19 protein-coding genes are annotated in these 25,707 nt (G+C 67.8%); 6 read left to right on the top strand and 13 right to left on the bottom strand.

Annotated features, from left to right (window positions below):
- The first annotated feature begins 85 nt into the window (after positions 1 to 85).
- Positions 86 to 994, top strand: a complete 909-nt coding sequence (locus tag ACZ50Q_RS23910; RefSeq protein ID WP_464079730.1) for a LysR family transcriptional regulator — start codon at positions 86 to 88, stop codon at positions 992 to 994.
- 3 nt (positions 995 to 997) lie between these two features.
- Here the strand turns inward: ACZ50Q_RS23910 and purU are convergent, their stop codons facing one another.
- The 6 genes from purU to ACZ50Q_RS23880 all read right to left on the bottom strand — a co-directional run bounded on the left by purU (position 998) and on the right by ACZ50Q_RS23880 (position 6,216).
- Positions 998 to 1,852, bottom strand: coding sequence for a formyltetrahydrofolate deformylase (gene purU, locus ACZ50Q_RS23905; protein WP_464079729.1), 855 nt, complete (start codon positions 1,850 to 1,852; stop codon positions 998 to 1,000).
- 39 nt (positions 1,853 to 1,891) lie between these two features.
- Complete coding sequence (locus tag ACZ50Q_RS23900; RefSeq protein WP_464079728.1) at positions 1,892 to 3,001, bottom strand: NAD(P)/FAD-dependent oxidoreductase; 1,110 nt, start codon at positions 2,999 to 3,001, stop codon at positions 1,892 to 1,894.
- The gene (locus ACZ50Q_RS23895) at positions 2,998 to 3,522 is read right to left on the bottom strand and encodes a flavin reductase family protein (RefSeq protein WP_464079727.1); all 525 of its coding nucleotides are present in this window, start codon (positions 3,520 to 3,522) and stop codon (positions 2,998 to 3,000) included. The genes ACZ50Q_RS23900 and ACZ50Q_RS23895 overlap by 4 nt, the downstream gene beginning before the upstream one ends.
- Before the next feature lie 75 nt (positions 3,523 to 3,597).
- Entirely contained in the window at positions 3,598 to 4,227 is a 630-nt protein-coding gene (gene pdxH, locus ACZ50Q_RS23890; protein ID WP_092581895.1) for a pyridoxamine 5'-phosphate oxidase, read from the bottom strand.
- A 115-nt stretch (positions 4,228 to 4,342) separates the two neighbouring features.
- The gene (locus ACZ50Q_RS23885) at positions 4,343 to 5,005 is read right to left on the bottom strand and encodes a gamma-glutamylcyclotransferase (protein WP_464079726.1); all 663 of its coding nucleotides are present in this window, start codon (positions 5,003 to 5,005) and stop codon (positions 4,343 to 4,345) included.
- 2 nt (positions 5,006 to 5,007) lie between these two features.
- Positions 5,008 to 6,216, bottom strand: coding sequence for an MFS transporter (locus ACZ50Q_RS23880; protein WP_464079725.1), 1,209 nt, complete (start codon positions 6,214 to 6,216; stop codon positions 5,008 to 5,010).
- 291 nt (positions 6,217 to 6,507) lie between these two features.
- Between ACZ50Q_RS23880 and ACZ50Q_RS23875 the strand changes: the two genes are divergently transcribed.
- Genes ACZ50Q_RS23875 through ACZ50Q_RS23865 form a run of 3 tightly spaced genes read left to right on the top strand, consistent with a single transcriptional unit; the run spans position 6,508 to position 11,091 of the window.
- Positions 6,508 to 7,695: an efflux RND transporter periplasmic adaptor subunit gene (locus ACZ50Q_RS23875; RefSeq protein WP_464079724.1), complete on the top strand. Its 1,188-nt coding sequence runs from the start codon at positions 6,508 to 6,510 to the stop codon at positions 7,693 to 7,695.
- 1 nt (position 7,696) lies between these two features.
- Complete coding sequence (locus ACZ50Q_RS23870) at positions 7,697 to 9,655, top strand: MacB family efflux pump subunit (RefSeq protein ID WP_464079723.1); 1,959 nt, start codon at positions 7,697 to 7,699, stop codon at positions 9,653 to 9,655.
- A 5-nt stretch (positions 9,656 to 9,660) separates the two neighbouring features.
- On the top strand, positions 9,661 to 11,091 hold the full coding sequence (locus tag ACZ50Q_RS23865; RefSeq protein WP_464079722.1) for an efflux transporter outer membrane subunit: 1,431 nt from the start codon (positions 9,661 to 9,663) through the stop codon (positions 11,089 to 11,091).
- 412 nt (positions 11,092 to 11,503) lie between these two features.
- On the opposite strand, the gene ACZ50Q_RS23860 is transcribed toward ACZ50Q_RS23865, so the two are convergent.
- Complete coding sequence (locus ACZ50Q_RS23860) at positions 11,504 to 13,540, bottom strand: alkaline phosphatase D family protein (protein ID WP_464079721.1); 2,037 nt, start codon at positions 13,538 to 13,540, stop codon at positions 11,504 to 11,506.
- Between the two features lie 238 nt (positions 13,541 to 13,778).
- Here ACZ50Q_RS23860 and ACZ50Q_RS23855 point away from each other — a divergent pair, with 238 nt between their 5' ends.
- Entirely contained in the window at positions 13,779 to 14,618 is an 840-nt protein-coding gene (locus ACZ50Q_RS23855) for a tRNA threonylcarbamoyladenosine dehydratase (protein WP_464079720.1), read from the top strand.
- A 20-nt stretch (positions 14,619 to 14,638) separates the two neighbouring features.
- On the opposite strand, the gene ACZ50Q_RS23850 is transcribed toward ACZ50Q_RS23855, so the two are convergent.
- From ACZ50Q_RS23850 to ACZ50Q_RS23840, 3 genes are read right to left on the bottom strand one after another with little or no spacing between them, the layout of a single operon-like run.
- Positions 14,639 to 14,950, bottom strand: coding sequence for a non-heme iron oxygenase ferredoxin subunit (locus tag ACZ50Q_RS23850; RefSeq protein ID WP_076519001.1), 312 nt, complete (start codon positions 14,948 to 14,950; stop codon positions 14,639 to 14,641).
- A 16-nt stretch (positions 14,951 to 14,966) separates the two neighbouring features.
- Positions 14,967 to 15,440 carry an aromatic-ring-hydroxylating dioxygenase subunit beta gene (locus ACZ50Q_RS23845; RefSeq protein ID WP_076519002.1) on the bottom strand — a complete coding sequence of 158 codons (474 nt, stop codon included), beginning with the start codon at positions 15,438 to 15,440 and terminating at the stop codon, positions 14,967 to 14,969.
- Between the two features lies 1 nt (position 15,441).
- Complete coding sequence (locus tag ACZ50Q_RS23840; RefSeq protein WP_464079719.1) at positions 15,442 to 16,701, bottom strand: aromatic ring-hydroxylating dioxygenase subunit alpha; 1,260 nt, start codon at positions 16,699 to 16,701, stop codon at positions 15,442 to 15,444.
- Positions 16,702 to 16,919: 218 nt separating this feature from the next.
- Between ACZ50Q_RS23840 and ACZ50Q_RS23835 the strand changes: the two genes are divergently transcribed.
- On the top strand, positions 16,920 to 17,822 hold the full coding sequence (locus ACZ50Q_RS23835; protein ID WP_464079718.1) for a LysR family transcriptional regulator: 903 nt from the start codon (positions 16,920 to 16,922) through the stop codon (positions 17,820 to 17,822).
- Between the two features lie 58 nt (positions 17,823 to 17,880).
- On the opposite strand, the gene ACZ50Q_RS23830 is transcribed toward ACZ50Q_RS23835, so the two are convergent.
- The 3 genes from ACZ50Q_RS23830 to uvrA form a co-directional block, all read right to left on the bottom strand.
- Entirely contained in the window at positions 17,881 to 18,513 is a 633-nt protein-coding gene (locus ACZ50Q_RS23830) for an aminotransferase class IV family protein (protein ID WP_464079717.1), read from the bottom strand.
- Positions 18,514 to 18,581: 68 nt separating this feature from the next.
- Positions 18,582 to 19,718, bottom strand: a complete 1,137-nt coding sequence (locus ACZ50Q_RS23825) for an aminodeoxychorismate synthase component I (protein ID WP_464079716.1) — start codon at positions 19,716 to 19,718, stop codon at positions 18,582 to 18,584.
- Positions 19,719 to 19,724: 6 nt separating this feature from the next.
- Complete coding sequence (gene uvrA / locus ACZ50Q_RS23820) at positions 19,725 to 25,517, bottom strand: excinuclease ABC subunit UvrA (protein WP_464079715.1); 5,793 nt, start codon at positions 25,515 to 25,517, stop codon at positions 19,725 to 19,727.
- Positions 25,518 to 25,707: the final 190 nt, after the last annotated feature.

Genomic DNA, 25,707 nt, shown 5'->3' with positions numbered 1-25,707 from the left:
GGTGCGGGGCTTGATTAATCTATTCAAATACTGTTTTGATGTAGATCAATCCAAAGAAAATATAGATACGCCTAGGGAGCGATGCATGGACCTGGACCCGCGCCTGCTGCGGTATTTCATCGCCGTGGCCGAGGAACGCCATTTCAGCCGGGCGGCGGCGCGCCTGCACATTTCCCAGCCGCCGCTCAGCTATGCGATCCGCCAGTTGGAAGAAAACGTCGGCGCGCGCCTGCTGGCCCGCACCAGCCGGCATGTGGAACTGACCGACGCCGGACAGGTGCTGTACCGCGAGGCGCACATCCTGCTGCGCCAGGCCGAGGAGGTGCGCACGCTGGTGCGGCAGGTGGACGCGGGCCTGCGCGGGCGCCTGCGCATTGGCTTCGTGGGATCGATGCTGTACCGGGGCCTGCCCGCGCTGCTGAACGCCATGCGGGCGGCGCTGCCGGATGTGGAACACGTATTGACCGAACTGAACTCGCACGACCAGATCGAGGCGGTGCGGCGCGGCGAGCAGGACCTGGGCTTCATCCACGCCAATCCGGTGCCGGAGGGGGTGCAGGCGCGCGACCTGATGGCCGAGCCCTTCGTGGTCTGCCTGCCGGACGCGCATCCACTGGCGGGGCGCGAATCGGTGGGGCTGGCGGAGCTGGCGTCGGATGATTTCGTGTTTTTCGCCCGCGCGGCCTCGCCCAGTTATTACGAGACGGTGCTGTCGATGTGCGTGTCGGCCGGCTTCACGCCGGCGATCCGGCACGAGGTGCGCCACTGGCTGAGCGTGGCGTCGCTGGTGTCGCAGGGGCTGGGGGTGTCGATCGTGCCGGCCTGCCTGTCGCGCAGCGGGCTGGCGGGCACCCGCTTCATCGCTTTCGAGCATCAGGCGCGCTCGATCAGCCAGGTGATCTGGCCCGATACGGCGCGCTCGCCCCTGCAGGAGCGCGCGGTGGCGCTGGTGGCGCAGGCGTTTCCGCCGCCGCCGAGCGCCGCCGCGGGGTGAGGATCAGCGGAACACGACGGTCTTGTTGCGGTTCAGCAGGATGCGGTGCTCGACGTGGCTGCGCACGGCGCGCGACAGCACCAGCGATTCGATGTCGCTGCCCACCTGGGTGAGGTCCTGGGCGGTCATCGTGTGATCGACGCGTTCGATGTCCTGGTCGATGATCGGGCCTTCGTCCAGGTCCGAGGTCACGTAGTGGGCGGTGGCGCCGATGATCTTCACGCCGCGCGCATGGGCCTGGTGATAGGGCCGCGCGCCCTTGAAGCTGGGCAGGAAGCTGTGGTGGATGTTGATCGCGCGGCCCGTCAGGGCGCGGCACATGTCGGCCGACAGGATCTGCATGTAGCGGGCCAGCACGACCAGGTCGATGTTCGCCTTGTCGACGATCTCCAGGACCTGCTTTTCCTGTTCCAGCTTGGTGTCGGGCGTGACCGGCAGGTAGTGGAACGGGATGCCGTAGGAGGCGGCCAGGCTGGCGTAGTCGTTGTGGTTGGAGACGATTGCCGCCACTTCGGCGTGCAGATGGCCGCTGTGCACGCGGAACAGCAGGTCGTTCAGGCAGTGGCCCTGCTTGCTGACCATGATCAGCAGGCGCTCCTTGCGGCGCGCGTCGTGCAGCTTGAGTTCCATGCCGTACTCGGCGGACATCGCGCCCAGGCGGGCGCGCAGGTCGTCGGCGGACACGCTGACCGGCAGGTCGAAGTGCACGCGCAGGAAGAAGCGGCCCGTCTCTTCGTCGCCGAATTGCTGCGAATCCAGGATGTTGCAACCCAGTTCGAACAACAGGCCGCTGACGCGGTAGACGATGCCGGTGCGGTCAGGGCAGGACAGGGTCAGGATGTAGTCGTTGTGCTGCATGGCGGGGATGGCTGAAAGGGAAAAAAGGAGTCGGGCGGATCAGGCGGACAGGCGCGCCAGGGTTTCTTCCGCCAGGGCCAGGCTGGAGGTCAGCCCGGGGGATTCGATGCCGAACAGGTTCACCAGGCCGGGCACGCCATGCACGGCGGGGCCGGCGATGACGAAGTCCGCGGCCGGCTCGTGCGGGCCGGAGATCTTGGGCCGGATGCCGGTGTAGCCGGGCGCCAGCGCGCCGTCGGGCAGGGCGGGCCAGTAGCTGCGGACGGCTTCGTAGAACACGTCGGCGCGGGCCGGGTCGATCGTGTAGTCCTCGGTGCCGACCCATTCGGTGTCGGGGCCGAACTTGGCCTGGCCGCCCATGTCCAGCGTCAGGTGCACGCCCAGGCCGGCGTGCTGCGGCACGGGGTAGATCAGGCGCGAGAACGGCGCGCGGCCGGACAGCGTGAAATAGCTGCCCTTGCACAGGTAATCGGTGGGGATGGTGTCCGCCGGCACGCCGTCGATGCGGCGGGCCAGCGCCGGCGCCTGCAGGCCGGCCGAATTGATCAGCACGTTGCAGGACAGGGTCATGGCTTCTTCGCCGCCGAATTGCAGGTCGAACCCGCCTTCGGGGCGCACCCGGCCCGACACCAGCGGGGTGTGGAACACGCATTGGGCGCCCGCGTTTTCGGCCTCGCCCTGGAACGAGAGCATCAGCGCGTGGCTGTCCACGATGCCGGTGGACGGCGACACCAGCGCGGCGGTGCATTGCAGCGCGGGCTCCAGGCGCATGGCCTCCGCGCCCGAGATGTACTGCAGGTCGTCCACGCCGTTGGCGCGCGCACGCTGGGCGATGCCTTCGAGCTGCGTCGCCTGTTCCGGGCTGGTCGCCACGATGAGCTTGCCCAGACGCTTGTGCGGCACGCCCCGTTCGGCGCAATACGCATACAGCAGGTGCTTGCCGCGCACGCATAGGCGCGCCTTCAGGCTGCCGGCCGGGTAATAGATGCCGGCGTGGATGACTTCGGAATTGCGCGAGCTGGTGCCGGTGCCGATGGCCTCGGTGGCCTCGGCCACCAGCACTTCGCGGCCCGACTGGGCCAGCGCGCGGGCGATCGCCAGGCCCACGACGCCGGCGCCGATGACGACGCAATCGATGTCGACGCTCATAAGGCGGCCTTTCCGGAACGGGCGCCGGCCGGCGTCAGGTCGAATCCGCCTGCGTGAAAGACCAGCGGCGGCTCGCCGCTATGTCCGCAACGTTCGACTTCTCCCACCATGATGACGTGATCTCCTTCGACATAGCGGCTGCGGTTGCGGCATTCGAACCAGGCGGCGCAATGGCCGTCCAGCATGGGTGTGCCGCCCGGCGCGTGGTGCACTGTCAGCCCCGCAAAGCGGTCCGGCGTCTTGCCCGTCGCGAAGCGGCGCGCCAGCGCGATCTGATCCGCGCTCAGCACATTGACGACGTAGCGCTCGCACTGTTCGAAGGCCGCCAGCGACGACGAGCCCAGCGACAGGCTCCACAGCACCAGCGGCGGATTCAGCGATACCGAATTGAACGAGCTGACGGTCAGTCCGATGGGCGCGCCATCCGGGCCGGCGGTCGTCACGACCGTCACGCCGGTGGCGTAGCGGCCCAGTGCGGTGCGAAAGAAGGCGGAGTCGAAATCAGGGGAGGAGGCGGACATGCAATAGACGGTTCGGTCGGGCGCCCTCGGGTGGCGCGCCCGGCGTAGGGGCGCCCCGCGTGAGGGCGCCCGGTATCAGGGCGACAGGCGTTCGATCTTCCAGGCCGCGCCGTCCGCGACGTAGCGCAGGCGGTCGTGCAGGCGGGACGGGCGGCCCTGCCAGAATTCGAAGGCGGTGGGCTTGAGACGATATCCGCCCCAGTGCGGCGGACGCGGCGGTTGTTCGCCGAAGCGCTCGCGGAATTCTTTTTCGCGGGCTTCCAGTTCTTCGCGGGTGATGGGCTGGCTCTGGCGCGAAGCCCAGGCGCCGATGCGCGAGCCGGCCGGGCGGCTGTTGTAGTAGGCATCGGACTCTTCGGCCGCCACCTTTTCCACCACGCCCTCGATGCGGACCTGGCGCTCCAGCGGCTGCCAGAAGAAGAGCAGGCTGGCGCGCGGTTCGGCCAGGAGGTCCAGGCCCTTGCGCGATTCGTAATTGGTGAAGAACGTGAAGCCCTGTTCGTCAAAGCCCTTGATGAGGACGATGCGGGCGCTGGGCTGACCGCTGGCGTCCACGGTCGCCAGGGTCATGGCGTTGGGTTCCGGCACCTTGGAGGCCAGGGCCTCGTCGAACCAGCGGGCGAATTGCTCGAACGGAGAGGCGGCTGCCTGGCTTTCCAGCAGCACGTTCTTTTCATAGCTTTGACGCAGATCTGAGACGGACATGGTCTTGGGGGTTCAGCGTTGATAACAGGGAGTTTATACCGCTTGGGAGACCGGCTCCCCATTGACCCCGCGCAGGCCCCGGGCAAGTTCGCCGCGCCCGGCCGCCGCCGCGGCGTCAGGCGCCTTCGGGCAGGGAATGGCCGTCCACTTCCAGCCGGCGGGCGATGGCGTCCAGGCGGGCGTCGTGGATCCCGGCGGCGCGCAGGGCCTGGGCGGTCTGCACCACGTAGTCGGTGCAGGGGCCGTAGCGCCCCGCGGCGCGGCGCACGATGGCCAGCAGTTCCGGCTCTGGCAAGGCCCGGATATAGGCCGGGTTGCTGCGGTTCATGATGAAGACCAGCGCGCGGACGGTGCCCTCGTCGGTCGCGCAGCGGATCCAGCGGGGCAGATAGGCGCCGGTGGACATCTCGCGCTCCCAGAGCGCGGGAAAATAATTGGGGACCTGGTCCCCGGCCAGCCGGTAGACGACGCCGCGGCAGGAGCCGCCGCGGTCCAGTCCGAACACGAGGCCGGGACATTCGGGCGTGCCGCGGTTGACCCGCGACCACAGGCAGAGCGCCCGGTGATGGCCGCGCAGGGTGGCCAGCCGGCGTTCCATGAAATCGAAATCGGGACGCCAGATGAGCGATCCGTACCCGAATACCCAGACGTCCTCGCCCTCCTGCCAGTGCCGCAGCGCATCCTCGAGCGAGGCTTGCCGCTCCTCCGGGGTCCAGAGGCGAAAGGGCAGGGAGGCGCCGGAGAGATCCGAGGCGGGTGGGGATGACGCTTTGTTCACGACTACGTTTTCCGTTCAGGCTCGTGCGGAGGATTGCGATTGGCCCAGCCCCCGGCCATCAATGCCACGGAATAGGCCCAGAAAAGCGGGGCAACGCCAATTACCGCACCCAGCGCGCCGAAGGTCAACGGCAGCGACACCTGCGAACCGTTGATCAGGGCCATCCGCAGGCCCACGGCCTCGGCCGCCCGGCCCGGCGGCGAATGCTGGTGCAGCAAGGCCAGCATGCTGGGCTGGCAACAGCCCAGCGCCAGGCCCAGGATGAACGACAGCACGATCAGGACGGTAACGTCGGTGAACAGCGGGTAAAACATGAAGTCGATGGCGGCCGTGGCCATGGCTACTCGCACCAGTGTCCACGAGCGGACGCGGCGCTGGATCAAGGGGAGAACCAGGCGGATGACGAAAGTTGCCGCCGCGAAGGACGCCAGGATGACGCCGATGGTGGTGGCCGACAGGCCGATCGCCACGCCGAAGATGGGCACGACGAACAAATGGGTGTCCCAGGCGCCGGACAGAATGGTGTTCACCATGAGGATGCGGCGCAGGGCGGGGACGGCCAGCAGTTCGGTGACGCGGCGGCGCTGGGCCTCGCGCACGACGGTGATGGCGGCGTCCACGGCCTTCAATTGGTGACGGAGCGCATACAGTCCGCCGGCCGACAGCAGGGGCCCGAGGGCCAGGATGCCGAACGCCGTGCGGGTGCCCAGGTGGTCGATCGCCAGCCCCGCGATGAGCGGGCCGGAGAAACCGGAGCCCGCCAGCGCCAGCGACATGAACGAGAAGTTGCGCAGGCGCTGTTCGGGTTCGGCATGGCCCAGCAGATCCTGCGTGGCGACCTGATGCAGCATAAACCCGATGCCGATGCAGCACGAGGCGACCAGCAGGGCAGCCTGGGTCTGCGAGATGAAGGGCAGAAAGGTGCCGAAGGCGACCAAAGCCGTGCCGATCACCAGGGGGCGCACGATGCCGACCCGATCGACCCAACGCCCCGCGCGCACCGAAAACAGCATCGGCAGCACCGCGAACACGGCGACCAGGGTGCCGACCTTGAATGTCGACAACCCCATCTGCAGCGCGGTCAGGGAAACGGTGATCCGTCCCCCGGTAAGCGCCACGTGATTCATCATGGCCAGCAGGCACAACAGCACCGCCCCGGAAAATTCTGGGGAACTGGATGGCGCGGAGGGGGATCTGTTGGAGGTAGACACGGCTTAACTGCAGCCATTCTGTTCGTAACATCCGCCTATGTCGAGGCGAGGATTTTTTGCGCCGCCGCAATCGGGGGCGGGTCACGGTTGGGAGTTAGCGGTCATCTAGCCGCCAAGTCGTGTTCTTATTCATACAGATGACAGCACGTTCACGGCAGGTGCGGTAAAAAGGGTTCCGTCTTTGATCCGCACTCGTTGTATCGTTCTCGCAACGGAACAATCGTGGCGGGTGTCATTCGCCAGCATCACCGGCGCCGTTCTCGGCGCCAGCCGTCCCTCTTATCCAGTTCAATGAAAAAGTCCCGCAGCAAGCTCAAGCGCTATGGCCTGATCGCCGTCATCCTCCTGCTTCTCGTGTTCGCCGCCCGGGCCGCGTTCTTCTCCGCGCCGCCGCCGCCGACCTTCGCGGTGGCCGAGGTCACCCGCGCCGACCTGGAAGACAGCGTCCTGGCCAGCGGCACCATCGACGCCATCGAACGGGTCAGCGTCGGCGCCCAGGCCACGGGCCAGTTGAAGTCCTTGAAGGTGGAGCTGGGCGACCGGGTCAAGAAGGGCCAGCTCGTGGCCGAGATCGACGACCTGACCCAGCAGAATGAGCTGCGCAACGCCGAGGCCGCGCTGCAGACGCGACGCGCCGAGCGCGCCGCCAAGGTCGCGATGCTGAAACAGGCCGAGCTCGCCTTCAAGCGGCAGCGCCAGATGCTGGCGGCCGACGCCAGCTCGCGCGAGGCCTACGAATCCGCCGAGGCCACGCTGGGTGTGACCCGTGCCGAGATCGCCTCGCTGGACGCGCAGATCGCCCAGGCGGAAATCCAGGTCGACACCGCCCAGGTCAACCTGGGCTATACGCGCATCGTCTCGCCGATCGACGGCATGGTGGTGGCGGTGGTGACCAAGGAAGGCCAGACGGTGAACTCGATCCAGAGCGCGCCGACCATCATCAAGGTGGCGCAGGTGGACACCATGACGATCAAGGCGCAGATTTCCGAGGCCGACGTGACCCGGGTCAAGCCGGGCCTGCCGGTCTATTTCACCATCCTGGGTGAGCCCGACGAGCGCTACCGGGCGACGCTGCGCGCGGTGGAACCGGCGCCGGATTCCATCCAGAAGGACGATGCGACCTCGTCGCTGACCTCGTCCACCAGCACGTCGACCAGCGCGGCGGTCTACTACAACGGCCTGTTCGACGTGCCCAACCCGGACGAGAAGCTGCGCATTTCGATGACGGCGCAGGTGTTCATCGTGCTGGGCGAGGCCAAGAATGCCGTGGTGGTGCCCGCCTCGGCGCTGGGCAAGCGCGGCGAGGACGGGAGCTACGCGGTGCGGGTGGTGCTGGACGGCAACAAGACCGAGACGCGGCAGGTCCGCATCGGCATGAACAACAATGTGCAGGCGCAGGTGCTGGAAGGCCTGGAGGTGGGCGAACGCGTCGTGTCGGCGGACTCTGCCCCGGCGGCCGGCGCGCAGCCGGGGGCCTGACATGGCCGGCCCGTTGATCTCCCTGTCCGGGGTGCGCCGCGAGTTCCCCGCGGGCGACCAGACGATTGCCGTCCTGAAGGACATCAACCTCACGATCGAGGCCGGCGAGATGGTCGCCATCGTGGGCGCGTCCGGCTCGGGCAAGTCCACGCTGATGAACATCCTGGGCTGCCTGGACCGCCCCACGGTCGGCGACTACAAGGTCGATGGCCGCAGCACCGGCGAGCTGGATCCGGACGAGTTGGCCGAGCTGCGCCGGGAGCACTTCGGCTTCATTTTCCAGCGTTACCACCTGCTGGCCGACCTGAGCGCGCAGGGCAACGTGGAGGTGCCGGCCGTGTATGCGGGCAAGCGCCGCGAGGCCCGGCTGGAGCGCGCCTCGACCCTGCTGGCGCGGCTTGGCCTGGCCGACCGGTCCGGGCACCGGCCCGGCCAGCTCTCCGGGGGCCAGCAGCAGCGTGTGAGCATTGCGCGGGCGCTGATGAACGGCGGCGACATCATCCTGGCCGACGAGCCCACCGGCGCGCTGGACACGCATACCGGGCAGGAGGTGCTGCGCATCCTGGAGGAGCTGAACGCGGCCGGGCACACCATCATCATCGTCACGCACGACATGAATGTGGCGCGCCACGCCCAGCGCATCATCGAGATCAGCGACGGCGAGATCGTCGCCGACAAGCGCAATCCGGAAGCGCCGCGGCACCAGGCCGCGCGGGACGAGGCGCCGGCGCTGGCCCAGCGTCCGGCCTGGCAGGCCTATCTGGACCGTTGCGGCGAGGCGCTGCGCATGGCGCTGCTGGCCATGAACGCGCACCGGCTGCGCACGTCGCTGACGATGCTGGGCATCATCATCGGCATCGCCGCCGTGGTGTCGGTGGTGGCGCTGGGGGAGGGCTCGCGGCGCAAGATCCTGGAGGACATCAGCGCGATCGGCACCAATACGGTGGAGGTCTTTCCGGGCAAGGATTTCGGCGATGAGAAGGCGGTCAATATCCGCACCCTGGTGCCGGCCGACGCGGATGCGCTGGCGCGCGAGTCCTATGTGGACAGCGTGACGCCGGAAGTGGCGACCAGCAATACGCTGCGGTATCGCAATGTGTCGGTGAACGGCTCGATCCAGGGCGTGGGGGAGCAGTATTTCCGGGTGCGCGGGATCAAGCTTTTCGAGGGCAAGTTCTTCGACGAGACCAGCGTGGCGCGCCGCGCGCAGGAGGTGGTGATCGACGAGGGTACGCGGCGCAAGCTGTTCGGCTCGCACACCGAGCCCATCGGGCAGGTGATCTTCCTGGGGTCGATGCCGGCGCGCGTGATCGGGGTGACGCAGAAGAAAGACACGGTCTTTGGCAACAATGATTCGTTGAATGTCTGGATTCCGTACACGACGGCGCTGTCGCGCGTGCTGGGCCAGCAGCATCTCAAGAGCATTACGGTGCGCGTGAATGACGCCACGCCGCCCGCGGCGGCCGAGCAGGCCATCGTGCGGGTGCTGACGCGGCGCCATGTGGTGAAGGACTTTTTTGTGTTCAACACGGACGCGGTGCGCAAGACGATCGAGCGCACGACGGCCACGATGACGCTGCTGGTGTCGCTGATCGCGCTGATTTCGCTGATGGTGGGCGGCATCGGGGTGATGAACATCATGCTGGTGTCGGTGACCGAGCGCACGCGCGAGATCGGCGTGCGCATGGCGGTGGGCGCGCGCCGCAGCGACATCATGCAGCAGTTTCTGATCGAGGCTGTGCTGGTGTGCCTGATCGGGGGCGCGGTGGGCATCCTGTTGTCGCTGGGCCTGGGGGTGCTGGTGAGCAAGGCGACGGGCGGCTCGTTCCAGATGATCTATTCCACGGCATCGATGGTGGCGGCGTTTACGTGCTCGACGCTGATCGGTGTGATTTTTGGCTATCTGCCGGCGCGCAATGCGGCGCGCCTGGATCCCGTCGAGGCGCTGGCCCGGGAATGAGGACGATGAAAGCAGTTTTCCCTATGTGCAAACCGGCCGTTCTGGCGCTGCTGCTGGCGCTGGGCGGTTGCGGCGGTCTGCTGCGCACGGATTATGAGCCGCCGGCCGCGAACGTGCCGGCGGCCTGGACCCATGCCGGCGCGGACCCGGACACGGGCGCGCAGGCGATGTTGTTCGAAGGGGGCGCCTGGTGGCGCAATTTCGACGACCCGGTGCTCAATGGGTTGGTCGAGACGGCGCTGGCGCGCAATAACGATCTGGCGGCCGCGGCGATCCGCGTGCGACGGGCCCAGTATCAGGCGGGGCTGGCCGATGACCAACTGATGCCGCAGTTCGGCGGCGACGCGAATGTTTCGCGCATCCGCAATCTTTATGGCGATCGCGCCATTACGCGCGCGAATTCGGCGGAGCTGACGGTGAGCTACCAGGTGGACCTGTGGGGCAAGCTGGCGCGCCAGCGGGATGCGGCGCAGTGGGAGGCGCTGGCGACGGAGCAGGACCGGCAGAGCGCCGCGCTGTCGCTGGTGGGCACGACGGCGACGCTGTATTGGCAGACGGCGTTCATCAATCAGCGCATCGCGAGCAGTGAGGAAAGCATTGCCTATGCGCGCCGCACGCAGGAGCTGGTGCGGGCGCAGTATGCGGCGGGCGGGGCGTCGGCGCTGGAGCTGGCGGAGGCCGAGCAGACGGTGGCGAGCCAGCAGGCGGCGCATGCGCTGTTGGTGCAGCAGCGCGTGGAGTATACGAATGCGCTGGCGATTCTTTTCGACGGTCCGCCGGACCGGATCATGGCCGATCCGGCCCGCCTGCCGTCCAGCGCGTTGCCCGAGGCGCGCGCGGGCGTGCCGGCGGAGCTGCTGGGGCGGCGTCCGGACCTACGCGCGGCGGAGCTGCGGCTGCGGGAGTCGCTGGCGACGGTGGATGCGACGCGCGCAAGCTTTTATCCGCCGGTGACGCTGACCGGGGCGCTGGGCAGTTCTAGCCCGACGCTGTCGGAGGTGCTGCAAAATCCCATTGCGACGTTGGGGGCGGGGCTGACGCTGCCGTTTCTGCAGTGGAACCAGATGCAGCTCAACATCAAGATCTCCAAGGCGGATTACGAGGAGCGGGTGGTGAGCTTCCGGCAGTCGCTGTATCAGGCGATGGCGGATGTGGAGAATGCGCTGTCGAACCGCACGCAGTTGGCGCGGCGGGCTGAGCAGCTGGACCTGTCGTTGCGGTCGGCGCGCGAGGCGGAGCGGCTGTACGAGGTTCGATACCGGGCGGGGGCCGTGCCGTTGCGGGATTGGCTGGATGCGCAGGAACGGCGCAGGACGGCGGAAGTTGCCAGCGACGAGAACATGTTGAACCGGTTGGTGAATCAGGTGACGGTTTATCAGGCGCTTGGCGGGGATGATGTGGTCGGCGTGGATGTGGGTTCGGATTTGAGTTCTTAGGACGTCTGGTGCTGGGGCGGCTTTGGTTGGTTGAGGGTAGGTTCTTTTGACGCCCGGCGCGTCGGCGGCCTGGGGCGCGCGGGGCTACGATTGCGGTCCGGAGCCTTCGCTCCGGACTGCCCCGTCCTCATCTTCGTCACCGCCTTCGGCGGTTCCTTCAGATTCCGTCGGGCGCATCTACACGCCCCGCGCACCCCAGGCCGCCGCCACACCGGGCTCGGGCGGCTGGATCTTGCCGGGCGCTGGGGCGGGTGGGGTTCTTGAGGTTCTTGCGGGTGTCGGGATGGCTTTGGAGCGTCTTGCGGGGCCCGCCCCCCGGCCGGCCGCGCGGGCGGCCTTGGGGGGCTTACGCGGTGTCTGGCGTCGTGGCGGTGACGCTTCGCGTGTGGGCTGCGCAGGGGGGGGCGGGCGTTTAGGTTGTCACGATCACGTCCGGCGTGCCTGATGCCACCTTCAACACGGTTTGCGATGCGACGACGGGTGCCGCCGGGGCTTGCGTGCCGTCCAGCGGTTTGAGCTTGTTGAAGACGCAGCGCAGCTCGGTCTCGGTCAACGTCACGACGGCAAAGCCCTGTGCGTCGGTGTCGATGTGGCGCATCCAGTTTGCGTTGAACTGCCGCAGCGTGTCGTTGAACGCGTTCTGGATCTTGCCCGCCGTCTCGCCGTAGATCAGCGGCTTGGCGGCCGCGAAGCTTGGGTCGGTGTCGACGACATTCTTGAAGTAGCTGAAGAAGGAGTTGCTGGAGATGCCGGCTGTCACCAGGTCCACCATCACGGGCTTGGGGGTAGCGGCGTCGTAGTCGTCCATCACGGGGCCGGCGAAGAAGGCGTGGATGTCGCCCGTCAGCGCGACGAGGTTGCGCACTCCGGTGTCGCGTACGAAGGCCATGAGGTGCTTGCGCTCGGCGTTGTAGCCGTCCCATTGGTCGGCGTTCAGCAGGTATTCGTTCAGCAGCAGCGATGGCGGCAACTGGGCGTCCAGCAGGGGTTTTATCTGTGCGGCGAAGGCGGCGGGGGGGATGCCGGCCTGTATGTCCAGCAGCCCCGACAGCATGGGATACGCCGTGACGGGTTTGCCGCTGGTGTGGTCGGCGGCCGTGAGGTCCTGCGCCAGCGCGGCGGCCATGGCCGTGACCAGGGGGGCCAGCGCGGATTGCGCGGCGGCCAGGCCCTGGGCCAGCAGGCCGGAGACGGCCTGGGTGCCGTTGAACTGCATGCGCAGCAGCGAGACTTCATTTCCCCAGAGGTTCCATGACGTGGTGCTGGCGCCCAGTTGGGCCTTCCACCAGTCGCGCTGGGTGTCGCCCAGGATCGAGACGGGCGTCAACTGGCCGCCGGCGTTGGTCATTTTCAAGGTCTCGACTTGCGACAGCAGGCTTTTGGGCACGAAGTAGCGGCTGCCGATTTCGCTTCCCACTTGTTGTTCGGGAATGACGTGGTCGGTCCGGTACAGGCGTTCGTCCGTCATGAGCAGGGTGGCGAGGCTGCCGAAGCGGAAGGCGCGATAGATCTGGATGTTCTGGAATGACGGGTTGGTCAGGTCCAGCGACACATCGGCCGGCATGAATTCGAACCAGGCCTGGCTGGCGCCGCGGCGGCGCGATGTGATGGGCGTTTCGTCGTCGGCGACGCCGTAGGTCTGGTGGTCCTGCCAGCAGTCGTCCGAGAATTCGTGGTCGTCCCAGATGGCGATGACGGGGAATCGCGCGTGCAGGGCTTGCAGCCGGGGGTCGGAGCGGTAGCTGCGGTACAGGCTGCGGTAGTCGGCGAGGGTGGTGGCGTAGATGGCGCCGTCGGCCCGCGCGGTGCCGTCGGGCAGCGACAGGGGCGCGTGGGCGCTTTCCACGCCGCCGGTCTGGAAGCCCGCCTTGACGGTTTCGTAGATGTAATCGCCCAGGTGCACCACGAAATCCAGGTCCTGTGCGGCGAGGTCGTCGAAGGCCGCCCAGTGGTTCACGCTCCAGTCCTGGCACGAAATGAAGGCGAACTTCAGTTGCGACACGGCGGCGTTTTCGGCGGGCGCGGTGCGTGTCCGGCCGATGGGGCTGGTGCTGCCGCCGGCCACGAAACGGTAGTAGTAGTTGCTTGCCGGGTCCAGGCCCGTGACTTTGTGGCGCACGGTGTGGTCCCAATCCGGTTCGGCGCTGATCGAGGCGTCGACCAGGAGTTGGGTGAAGGATGCGTCGCGGGCCAGTTGCACGCGCACGGGCACGGCCGCGCCATCGTCTCCCAGCACCCGCGTCCACAGGATGATGCTGTCGGGCCGCGGGTCGCCGGAGGCGACGCCTTGCGGGTACTGGAAAAGCGCGGTGGGAGCGCCACCCTCGTCGCCGTCGCCGCCTTCATTGTCGTCATCGTCGTCGTTGCTGCCGTTACAGCCGGCCAGGCCGGCGGTGGCGGCGGAGACGGTCAGGAAGCTGCCCCATTTAAGGAATTTTCTGCGGTCCATGGTGATTACTACGCCCTGTCGGACGATGCCGGCGCGCGGCACCTGATTGGTGGGGAGCGGGCGTGAGGACGGTTCGCGCCGTCGCCAGCCCGCGGCGGCGTATTACCCCATCCGGGCGTTACGTGGGAGTGACAGGATGCGGCGCACGCGATCGGAAGCCCGGCGGATCGCGGCGCCGGTGGAATGTCGCGTATATCGCCAGGCGGGCAGGGTCCGCGCCTGCAATAAAATCCCGTTCATGAACTCGCCCGAACCGCTTCCTGAATCCGCCGACCTCGACCGCCGCTTCGGCGCCCTTTCGCGCCTGTACGGCCCCGAGGCGCCCGCCCGCATCCGCAACGCCCACGTGGCCGTCGCCGGTCTGGGGGGCGTGGGCTCGTGGACGGTCGAGGCGCTGGCGCGCTGCGGCGTCGGGGCGTTGACGTTGATCGACCTGGATCACATTGCCGAATCCAACGTCAACCGGCAGATCCACGCGCTGACGTCCACCCTGGGGCAGTCGAAGGTGGATGCGATGGCCGAGCGGGTGCTGGCCATCAATCCGGAATGCCGGATTACGCGGGTGGATGACTTTGTGTCGCCGGAGAACGTGGGCGAGGTGCTGCCGGGGCCGTATACCGTCATCATCGATTGCACCGATCAGGCCGCCGCCAAGATCGCGATGATCCTGCATGCGCGCACGCTGGACGTGCCGATGCTGTTGTGCGGCGGGGCGGGGGGCAAGACGGATCCGCTGGCCCTGCGGGCGGGGGATCTGTCCGGGGCGGTCAATGACGCGCTGCTTGCCAAGCTGCGCAACAAGCTGCGGCGCGAACACGGGTTTCCGCGGGCGTCCGACAAGAATGGCAAGGCGCTCAAGCGCGTGCCCAAGATGGGCGTGCATGCCTTGTGGTTCGACCAGCCGGCGATCCTGCCCGACGCGTGGACCCGTCCGTTCGAGGGTGAGGACGACATGGGGGCGTCGGGGCTGACGCTGGCGCCGCAGGGGCTGTCGTGCGCGGGCTATGGGTCGGTGGTTACCGTGACCGCCGCCATGGGCATGGCGGCGGCCAACGAGGCGTTGCGCCTGGCGGTCTGAAGGTCGCCAGGCGCGCGCCCTTACATGGCCACGAACACGACGCCGTCCTCGATGCGGACGGGGTAGGTCGCGATGTTGTCGCGCAGCGGCGAGCACAGGGCGCGGCCGTCGCGCACGTCGAAGCGGCCCTGGTGCAGCGGGCATTCGATTTCGTGGCCGGTCAGAAAGCCATCGCACAGCCTGGCGTTGCCGTGCGTACAGAGGTTGTCGGTGGCGTAGACCTCGCCGTCCACGCCGTACAGCGCGATCTCGCGCCCGCCGGCCTGCACGGCAATGACGTCATCTTCCGGGACGTCGTCGCGTCCGATGGCCTTGATCCATTGCACAGTCATTGCGTCGTCTCCTGGGTCAGATGGGATAGATCAGCGAGTTCGGAATCAGCTCGCTGTCGAAGATGCACAGCCGCGACTGGAATTTCAGGCCGTCCGGCGTCTGGCGGATCACGTCCAGGTAGCGCCCCACGTTGAAGACGGTGGTGAGCTGGCTGGGTTTGGTGCGGAATACGGCGTAGTTGGCCTCGGCTTCGATGCGCCCGTCCTGCACCAGGAGCACGCGCGGCGCGCCCACGACGTGGCGCTGGTAGTAGGGGTCGTGGAAGATCGTTTCGGTGGCGCCGTAGATGCGGTCCTTGAGCATGCCGCGGCTTTCGAATGCCATGGTCGCGAGGGGAAAGCCGCGTTCGTAGTTCTCGCGCGGCAGCACTTTGTAGATGCAGTCCTCCACGAAGAAGTCCGGCCACTTTTCCCATTCGCCGGCGTCCAGGGCGGCGGCATAGTCGCTGTACAGGCGGGACAGCTGGTAATAGAGCGGAAAGTCCAGCATGTCAGGCCTCCATCACGCGGCGCCAGTAGGCGTACATGCCGCGTATCAGCGTTTCGGTGACCATGTGGTCGGTGTTCTCGGCGGTCTTGCCGCCCAGTTCCGCGACGCTGCGGTGCCAGGGCTTCTGTTCGAAGCCGGATTGCGAAAACTCGATGACTTCGCCGTCGTCGGCCGACACGAAGCCCGCGGGGCCGAACAGGTTGGCCTGGCGCAGGCGGCGCTGCGTCATTTCCGGGGTGTCGTCCGCAAACCCGAAATGGGTCCAGACAAAGTCGAAGGCGTCGTGGCCCACGGGCTGGATGTGGCGGGTGGACAGGGAATTGACCTGCTGCTGGATGATGACGCTGGGAAACAGCGTCATCAGCACGGCGGTCGGGCCGTTCCACCAGGGCTCCGGCACGATGTCCAGAAATCGGTCGTCGTGCAGCGACATCTGTTCCTTGAAGCTGGACACGCCGCTGGTGACGGTGCTTTTGCCGCCCTGGCCGCGCGTGGAGATCATGGCGGCGTGGCGGAAATGCCGGTCCATCTTCAGTTCGGACCGGTTGTCCGCGCGCCACAGCCCGAAGGTCACGAACCAGGTGTGCAACAGGCCGGGGTGGTAGGGGTCCTTGATGTTCTCCTGCATCAGCTTCCAGTTGCCCGGAATGCGCTGGCGGCTGTAGCCGTGGATCACCAGTTGGCGGCCGTCGAAGACGCGGTCGAAGTAGTGCTGGATGTCCGGGCCCAGGTAGTCTTCCAGCGGCTCGACGTCGTGGTCGAAGGAGGCGAAGACCACGCCGTTGCGGCAGGCCACCGTCAGCTTGGTGAGGCCGTGCTCCTCGGGCTTGAAGTCGGGCGGCATGCCGCCGTTCACCTTGCCGTCCTGCTTGACGCCGCGGCGGAAGGGCACGCCGATCAGGTTGCCCTGCAGGTCGTAGTTCCACTGGTGATAGGGGCAGACGAATTCGCTGCGGTTGCCGGCGCGCTCGCGGCAGAACTGCACGCCGCGATGGGCGCAGACGTTCTCCACGACGCGGACCTGGCCGTCGTTGTCGCGCAGTAGGATGACGGACCGCTCGCCCACCACCGTGCGCTTGAAGTCGCCGGGATGGGGGATTTCGGCCTCCAGGCCCACGTAGCTCCAGTGGCCCCGGTAGAAAAAGCGCTCCAGCTCCCGCTGGTGCAGCGCGGCGTCGGTATAGACGCCGAAGGGGATGCGATGGGAGCCGTCGCCCTGCCAGGGCGGGACGATATGGATGGGCTGCTCGGGGGCGTTCATGGACGGCCCCTTTTACAGGGCGTGGCGATGCGTTGCGTGCAGGCGCGCATGGTGTGTCTCCATTTTTCCATCGGGCCGCGTGGCGGCCGGGCAGAGCCTTGCGCGACATGGGCGCAGGCGTTTGTTGCATCTTCGGGCAGCGCATCAAATTAATAAATAGAATCTGGCTAATTACATAAATCACCAGAATCAATATTGGTGCCGGTGGAGACAAGCGCATGAACCTGAAAGACGTGGATCTGAATCTGCTCGTCGTCTTCAATGAATTGCACAAGCATCGACGGGTGTCGGCGGCCGCCGAAAGCCTGGGCATCTCGCAGCCCGGGGTCAGCAACGCGCTGGGCCGGCTGCGCAAGCTGCTGGGCGACGAGCTGTTCCTGCGGACCTCGCGCGGGATGGTGCCCACGCCGTATGCCGAGAGCCTGGCCCAGCCCATCGCCGATGCGCTCGGCGCGCTGCACGGCACGCTGAATGCGCGCGTGGCGTTCGACCCGGCCCGCAGCGAACGCGCTTTCGTGATCGGCGTGAACGACGTGGGCGAGACCTACTTCCTGCCCCGGTTGATGCGGGCGCTGGACCAGGTGGCGCCCGGCGTCACCATCCGCACCGTGCGCACGACCTCGATCGACGTGCGCGATGAAATGGAACGCGGCCGCATGGATCTGGCCATGGGCTTCCTGCCGGGGCTCAAGGGCGGCTTCTTCCAGCGCCGGCTGTTCCGCCAACCCTACGTCTGCATCTTCCGCCAGGACCATCCGCTGGCGCGCTCGGGCGTGTCGGCCCGCCAGTTCCGGGCGGCCGAGCACGTGGCCATCGTGTCCGAGGGCACGGGCCATGGGGTGGTGGACGAAGTGATCGAACGCGCCGGCATCCGCCGCCGCCTGCGGCTGACGGTGCCGCATTTCATGGCGGTGGGGCCGGTGCTGCAGGCCACCGACATGATCGCGGTGGTGCCGCAGCGCTTTGCCGATTGCGCCTGCGGGCCGTTCGGGCTGGCGGCGGCGCCCTGTCCGGTAAAGATCCCGGAATCCGTGATCAACGTGTTCTGGCACGCCCGGAATCATCGCGAGGCCGCGAACCAGTGGCTGCGGCAGGTCGTCGTGGACGTGTTTGCGGAGTGAGGCGCGTGCAGCAGGCGTGCGCAGCGGCGCGTGCAACAGGCGTCCTGCAATACCCGCCCTAAGCTTCCCGGAACGTCACCGTGAACCACCCGCGCAGCGCATTCGACAGCCGGATCTCGTCGGCGGCGTGCAGGTCCGCCAGCGTCAGCACGCGTTCCTTGGCCTTGCCGGCTTCCAGCAGATGCGCGCGCTGCACGCCCGGCAGGCAGCCGCTGTCCACGGGCGGGGTGTACCAGGCGTCGTCCAGGCGCAGATAGATGTTGCTGCGGCTGCCTTCACACAGTTCGCCGCGTTCGTTCAGGTAGACCAGGTCGAAGATGTGCGGATGCGCGGGCAGCCATTCGATGGTCTTGGTGTACCAGGGCCGGTGCGTGGTCTTGTAGCGCAGCAGCGGCTCCGATGACCGCAGCGCCTCGGGCGCGAGCATGATTTCCTGATGCGCGGGCAGCGGGGGGAGGACGGCGGTCTGGATGTGGCGGCTGCCGTCGCGCGCGACCAGCAGGCGCAGGCGGTGCGGACCGGGCGTGCCCAGGGCCGTCACCGCGACCAGGATGTCGCCTTCGACGTCGCGCCCGCCCCAGACGTAACCCAGCGCCTTGCAGGAGGCTTCGAGGCGGTGGAGGTGGCGCGCCAGCAGAGGCACGCTGCCGGAGGCTTCCACCAGGATGGTCTCGATCAATTCGGGCTGCATGGGACTCTCCTGGAACATGGCGGGCGCGGGCCGCGCTCTATGCTACTACCGGTGGCGGGGTTTGCGGCTCAGGCGCGCAGGATGCGGGCCTTCCAGTGGCATTCCTGCCATTCGCCGGCGGGGTCCGAATCGTAGACGATGCCGCCGCCCACGCTGTAGACCCCGTGGCCGTCCCGGTCCAGGACCAGGGTGCGGATCGCGACGTTGAGCGAGAAGTCCCCATCCGGGGCCAGCCAGCCGATGCTGCCGCAATACAGGCCGCGCGGGGCGGCTTCCATCTGGCGGATGCGGCGCATGGCGGCCACTTTGGGGGCGCCGGTGATGGAGCCGCAGGGAAACAGGGCGTGCAGCACGTCCGACAGCGTCGCGTGCGGGGCCGTCGCCGACACGGTGGACGTCATGGTCCAGACCGTGGGGTAGCGCTCCAGCGAAAACAGCGCATCCACCTTGACCGATCCGGGTTCGGCCAGCCGCCCGAGGTCGTTGCGCAGCAGGTCGACGATCATCAGGTTTTCGGCGCGGTTCTTGTCGCTGGCCAGCAGTTCGCGGCCCAGGCGTTCGTCCTCGGCCGGGTCGGGGTGGCGCGGCGCGGTCCCCTTCATGGGCCGGGTCGTCAGCCGGGGGCCGTCGCGCCGCACGAACTGCTCGGGCGAAAACGACAGCACCGTGCGGTCGCCGTCCTGGATGAAGGCGCCATGCGCGACCGGATTGCGCGCGGCGATGCGGCGGTAAAGCGTGGCCGGATCGCCCTGGAACTGCACGTCCAGCGGCTGCGTGAAATTGACCTGGTACAGCTCGCCGTCGCGGATGAGGCCGCGGATGGCGTCGATCTGGCGCACGTAGGCCGCCTCGGTCATGCGCGGCGCGGGCAGGCTGATGGACGCGGGCGGGGCGTCCGCGTCCGGCGCGGCCCACGGCGCCTCGTCGATCTTGCGCTCGAACACCAGCGCGGTCAGGCGGGGGCGGCCGTCTTCGCGGGGCGGGGTCCACGGGCCAGCCGGCGCGGGCCGGGTGGCTTCGGGCAGCAGCCATTCGCCCAGCTCGTAGTCCAGCAGCAGAGCGATCCAGCGCCCCTGCCGGCGCGCGGCCTCGATGGCAGCCAGCGCCGGGCCGACCTCGGCGGCGGCGCGCGCCTCGATCCGGGAGCAGAAGCCGTCCAGCCGCAACGCGCGGCCGGCCAGCCGGTCTTCAAAACGACAATCCATGATGCGTTAGCGCTGTTGTTGCGCGAGGAACTCCGTCAGGACCCGGCCGGTATGGGAATGGCCGGCCAGCGTCATCACGTGCTCGGGGGAGCCTTCGCCCACCAGTTGCCCGCCGCCCGTGCCGCCTTCGGGGCCCAGGTCCAGCAGCCAGTCGGCTTCGGCGATGACGTCCAGGTTGTGCTCGATCACCACCACGGTGTTGCCCGCCTCGACCAGGCGGTGCAGCACGTGGATCAGCTTTTCGACGTCGGCCATCGACAGGCCCACGGTCGGCTCATCCAGCACGTACAGCGTGTGCGGGATGCGCGAGGCGCGGCCGGTCTTGATCAGGCCGTCGGTCAGGCGCGCCTTGGACAGCTCGGTCACCAGCTTGATGCGCTGCGCCTCGCCGCCCGACAGGGTGGGGGAAGGCTGGCCCAGCGTCAGGTAGCCCAGGCCCACGTCCTGCATCAGTTGCAGCGGCCGGTGGATCTTGGGATGGGCGGCGAAGTAGCCGATGGCGTCGTCCACTTCCATGGACAGCAGCTCGCCGGCGTTCTTGCCGCGCATCTGCACGCTGAGCGTGTCGTTGTTGAAGCGCGCGCCGTTGCAGGCATCGCACGGTACCTTCACGTCGGGCAGGAAGTTCATTTCGATGGTGCGCATGCCCTGGCCTTCGCAGATGGGGCAGCGGCCGTCGCCGGTATTGAACGAGAAGCGCGCCGCGGTCCAGCCGCGCATGCGGGCCTCGCGGGTGTCGGCGAACTGCTTGCGCACGTCGTCCCAGAAGCCCACGTAGGTGGCCGGACACGAGCGCGGGGTCTTGCCGATAGGGGTCTGGTCGACTTCCAGCACGCGGTCGATCGCTTCCCAGCCGGTGATGCTGTCGCAGCCCGCCCATCCCGGCGCCTTGCCCTGCGAGACGGCCTGGGTCAGGTTGTCCAGCAGCACTTCGCGCGCCAGGGTGGATTTTCCCGACCCGGACACGCCGGTGACCACGCTCAAGCGGCCGACGGGAATGCGCGCGTTCACGCTGCGCAGGTTGTGCAGGCGCGCGCCGCGGATCTCGATCATGGGCGTGTCGGCCTCGACCGGACGGCGGCCTTGCAGCGGGTGGGCCAGCGGTGTCTTCAGGTAGCGGCCGGTCACGGATTCGGGAGAATCGATCACGTCCTGCACCGTGCCCTGCGCCACCACGCGGCCGCCGCGGATGCCCGCGCCCGGCCCGATGTCGATGACGTGTGACGCGCGGCGGATGGTGTCGTCGTCGTGTTCGACGACCACCAGCGTGTTGCCGTTGCCTTCCAGGCGCGCCAGCGCGTCCAGCAGGATGCGGTTGTCGCGCGGGTGCAGGCCGATGGTGGGCTCGTCCAGCACATAGCAGACGCCCTGCAGGTTGGAGCCAAGCTGCGCGGCCAGCCGGATGCGCTGCGCCTCGCCGCCGGACAGCGTGGGGGCGGCGCGGTCCAGCGCCAGGTAGTTCAGGCCCACTTCCTGCATGAAGTTCAGGCGGCCGCGGATCTCGGCCAGGATGTCGCGGGCGATCTCGCCTTCACGGCCGCGCGCCACCAGGCCGGTGAAGAAGGTGTGCGCATCGGACACGGGCAGCGAGGCCAGTTCGGCGATCGACTTGTCGCGCCAGCGCACGGCGCGCGCCACGCGGTTCAGCCGCTGGCCGTCGCACTGCGTGCAGGTTTTGGCTTCGCCTTCGTACCACGCGTTCCAGGCGGTTTCCTCGCCGGTCTGTTCTTCGTCGAACCCCTGCAGTTGCAGGCCGGTGCCGTAGCAGCCCGTGCACCAGCCATGTTTGGAGTTGTACGAGAAGAGGCGCGGATCGGGTTCGGGAAAGCTTGTGCCGCACGACGGGCACGCGCGCTTGACCGAGAAATGCTGCTGCTGCAGTTCGCTGTTCAGCGCCTCGTGCAGCTTGTTCACCGGCCAGACCACCGACATCACGCCCTGGCCGTTTTCCAGCGCGCTCTTGACGGCCGCGCGCAGCTCGGCTTCGTTGGCCGGGTCCACCACCACGTCCGCCACGGGCAGTTCGATGGTGTGCTCTTTGTAGCGGTCCAGGCGCGGCCACGGCGCCACGGGAATGAATTCGCCGTCCACGCGCAGGTGGGAATGGCCCTTGGAGCCGGCCCATTTGGCCAGGTCCGTGTAATAGCCCTTGCGCGCGGTGACCAGCGGCGCAAGCAGGCCGATGTGCACGCCCTTGTGCTCGCGCAGCAGGCGCGCCACGATCTGGTCGGTGTTCTGCGGCTCCACCGCCACATTGCAGTCGGGGCAGTACTGCGTGCCCAGCTTCACATACAGCAGGCGCAGGAAATGGTGGATTTCCGTCATCGTGGCCACGGTGGACTTGCGGCCCCCGCGGCTGGTGCGCTGTTCGATCGCCACGGTGGGCGGGATGCCGAAGATGGCGTCGACGTCGGGCTTGCCGGCCGGCTGCACGATGGCGCGGGCGTAGGCGTTCAGCGATTCCAGATAGCGGCGCTGGCCTTCGTTGAACAGGATGTCGAACGCCAGGGTGGACTTGCCCGAGCCCGACACGCCGGTGATGACGGTGAACTTGTCGTGGGGGATCTCGACGCTGATGTTCTTCAGGTTGTGTTCGCGCGCGTTGCGGATTTCGATCGCCATGCTGCCCTGGCGGCGTTTGCGCACCAGCGACTGCAGCGGCGTGCCGACGTCCGCGCCCTCGCCATAATCGGCCTCGGGTTCGGCGATGCGCGCCGTCAGGCCCGCCTGTTCGGCTTCCTGCGCATCGGCGTCGCTGCTGACCACGACGTCGGCCTGTCCGCCGGCGACGGCGTCGGCGGGCAGGATGCTGGTTTCATAGTCGCGCAGCGCGGCGCCCGTGTGCGACTTGGGGTTGTCCATCAGGTCCTGCGGCGTGCCCGTGCCGAGCACCAGGCCGCCGGCGTCGCCGCCTTCCGGACCCAGGTCGATCAGCCAGTCGGCCGCGCGGATCACGTCCAGGTTGTGTTCGATGACGAGCAGCGTGTGGCCCGCGGCCAGCAGCTTGCGGAAAGCGCGCATCAGGCGCGCGACGTCGTCGAAGTGCAGGCCGGTGGTGGGCTCGTCGAACAGGAACAGGCTGCCTTTCTTGGCCACTTTGGCCGTCGAGATGCCGCTGCGCGCGGCCTCGGCCAGGTGGCCGGCCAGCTTGAGGCGCTGCGCCTCGCCGCCCGACAGCGTCGGCACCGGCTGGCCCAGCCGCACGTATTCCAGGCCCACGTCGGCCAGCGGCGCCAGTCCGGTCTGCACGTCGCGCAGGCCCTTGAAGAACTCCAGCGCCTCGCTGACCGTCATTTCCAGCACTTCGTCGATGGACGCGCTCTTGCCCAGGTGCTCGACGCGCACTTCCAGGACCTCGGGGCGGAAGCGCTTGCCGTCGCAATCGGGGCAGCGCAGGTACACGTCGGACAGGAACTGCATTTCCACGTGTTCGAAGCCGGTGCCGCCGCAGGTCGGGCAGCGGCCGTCGCCGCCGTTGAAGCTGAATGTGCCGGCCGTGTAGGCGCGCTCACGCGCCAGCGGGGCCTGGGCGAACAGCTTGCGAATGGCGTCGAACGCGCCGACGTAGCTGGCGGGGTTGGAGCGCGCGGTCTTGCCGATGGGCGTCTGGTCCACCATGACCACGTCGGCGATCTGTTCCGCGCCCAGCAGGCGGTCGAACGCGCCCGGCGCTTCCGACGGTTTGCCCTTCTGCTTGAGCAGCGCGGGGTACAGCACGTCCTGCACCAGCGTGGACTTGCCGGACCCGGACACGCCGGTCACGCAGACCAGGCGGCCCAGCGGGAGTTCGACCGAGACATTCTTCAGGTTGTGGGCGTTGACGCCTTCCAGCAGCAGGCGCGGCGTGTTGGCCGCCACCGGCATGGGACGCGGCGCTTCCACGCGCATGCGGCCGCCCAGGTAGTCGCCCGTCAGCGTGGGCGCCGCGCGCAGCTGCGCCGGCGTGCCGTCGAAGACGATGCGGCCGCCGCGTTCGCCGGGGCCGGGGCCGATGTCGATGATGCGGTCCGCGGCCACCATCACCTGCGGATCGTGCTCGACGACCACCAGCGTGTTGCCGGCATTGCGCAGGCGGTGCATGACCTCCACGACGCGGTGCATGTCGCGCGGATGCAGGCCGATCGAGGGCTCGTCCAGCACGAACAGCGTGTTCACCAGCGAAGTGCCCAGCGCGGTGGTCAGGTTGATGCGCTGCACCTCGCCGCCCGACAGCGTGCGGCTCTGGCGGTCCAGCGTCAGGTAGCCCAGGCCCACGTCGCACAGGAACTTCAGGCGCGCGCGCACCTCGGTCATGAGCAGGTCGGTGGCGGCGTCCAGCGCGCCGGAGAAGGACAGCGTGTCGAAGAATTTGCGCACGCGCTCGATGGGCAGCAGCATCACGTCATGGATGGACAGCCCATCCAGGCCATCGAGCTGCTCGCGGCTCCAGGTGGTGCCGACGGGCATGAAGCGCTTGTAGCGGCCGTCCTCGGGCGGCAGCACCGAATCGGCCTCGTCCTTGCTGCCCAGGCGCCAGAGCAGGGCGTCGGGCTTCAGGCGCGCGCCGTTGCAGGTGGGGCAGGGCGTGTAGCTGCGGTATTTGGACAGCAGCACGCGCACGTGCATCTTGTAGGCCTTGGTCTCCAGCCAGTCGAAGAAGCGCTGCACGCCATACCACTGGTGCTTCCAGGCGTCGTTGCCGCCCTTCCAGTCGGGCGTGCCGTAGAGCACCCAGCGCTTGTGCTCCTCGCTCATGTCCTTCCAGGGCACGCCCAGCGGCACGCCGGCGCGCGGCGCGTATTTCTGCAGGTCGTCCTGGCACTCCTTGTAGGAGGGCGTCGTCCACGGCTTGATGGCGCCTTCCAGCAGGGTCTTTTTCTCGTCGGGGATGACCAGGCCGAAGTCGATGCCGATCACGCGGCCGAAGCCGCGGCAGGCTTCGCAGGCGCCCAGCGGGGAATTGAACGAGAAGCTGCTGGGCAGGGGATCGGTGTATTCGATGTCGCAGTCGGCGCAGTGCAGGCGGTCGCTGTACTTCCAGAGCTGCGCGTTGCCGCCTTCGGCGTCCATGGCGTAAACCGCGATATGGCCGGCGCCCATGCGCAGCGCCGTGTCCAGGGCTTCCATGACGCGTTCGCGCTCGGTGCCGGCAAAGCGGAAGCGGTCCTGGATGACGTGCAGGATGCGGCGCGCTTCGGTGGCTGCCTTGGCGGCCTTGCCCTTCTTGGCGCCCTTGGCGGGCGCGGCGGCGCGAGGAATGGCGTTTTCCTCGGCATGCACGCGTGTGTAGCCCTGCTGTTCGAGAAAGCCGCGCACTTCGTCTTCGGTGAAGTTGGCGGGCACGGCGATCGGGAAGGTCACGACCAGGCGCGGATCGCCCGCGACGGCGGCGCGCTCGGCCAGCGAGTGGTAGACGGATTCAGGGGTGTCGCGCCGCACCAGCTTGCCGCATCCGCGGCAATACAGGCGCGCGCCGCGCGCAAACAACAACTTCAGGTGGTCGTTCAGTTCGGTCATCGTGCCGACCGTGCTGCGCGAGCTGCGCACCGGGTTGGTCTGGTCGATGGCGATGGCCGGCAGGATGCCTTCGATGCGGTCCACCTGCGGCTTGTCCATGCGGTCCAGGAACTGGCGCGCGTAGGGCGAAAAGGTTTCCACATAGCGCCGTTGCCCCTCGGCGTAAAGCGTGTCGAAGGCCAGCGAACTTTTGCCGGACCCCGAAACGCCGGTCACGACGACCAGTTCGCCGGTGGCGATGGTCAGGTCCAGGTTCTTGAGATTGTTCTGGCGGGCGCCAACGATGCGGATATGGGAGCTCATGGACGGTATCGTAGCCTGAGGAGGGAGCATGCCGGCGCGGCGACCCATCGCTGGTTCCGGGCGCGTCGATATGGAATAATTGACTATATTGTGAGGCGGCTGTCCATAATGTGGACAAAGCCCGTCTCGTTAGCTGTACAAATAAACAGTATCGCAGATTCGTCTGAAAATCGCGCTGGGCGTGTTGCGC

The sequence above is a fragment of the Achromobacter sp. T5-5 genome (genome assembly GCF_055397965.1).
Note: the sequence above shows the minus strand (reverse complement) of the source record. Positions and strands in the feature narration are given on the sequence as shown.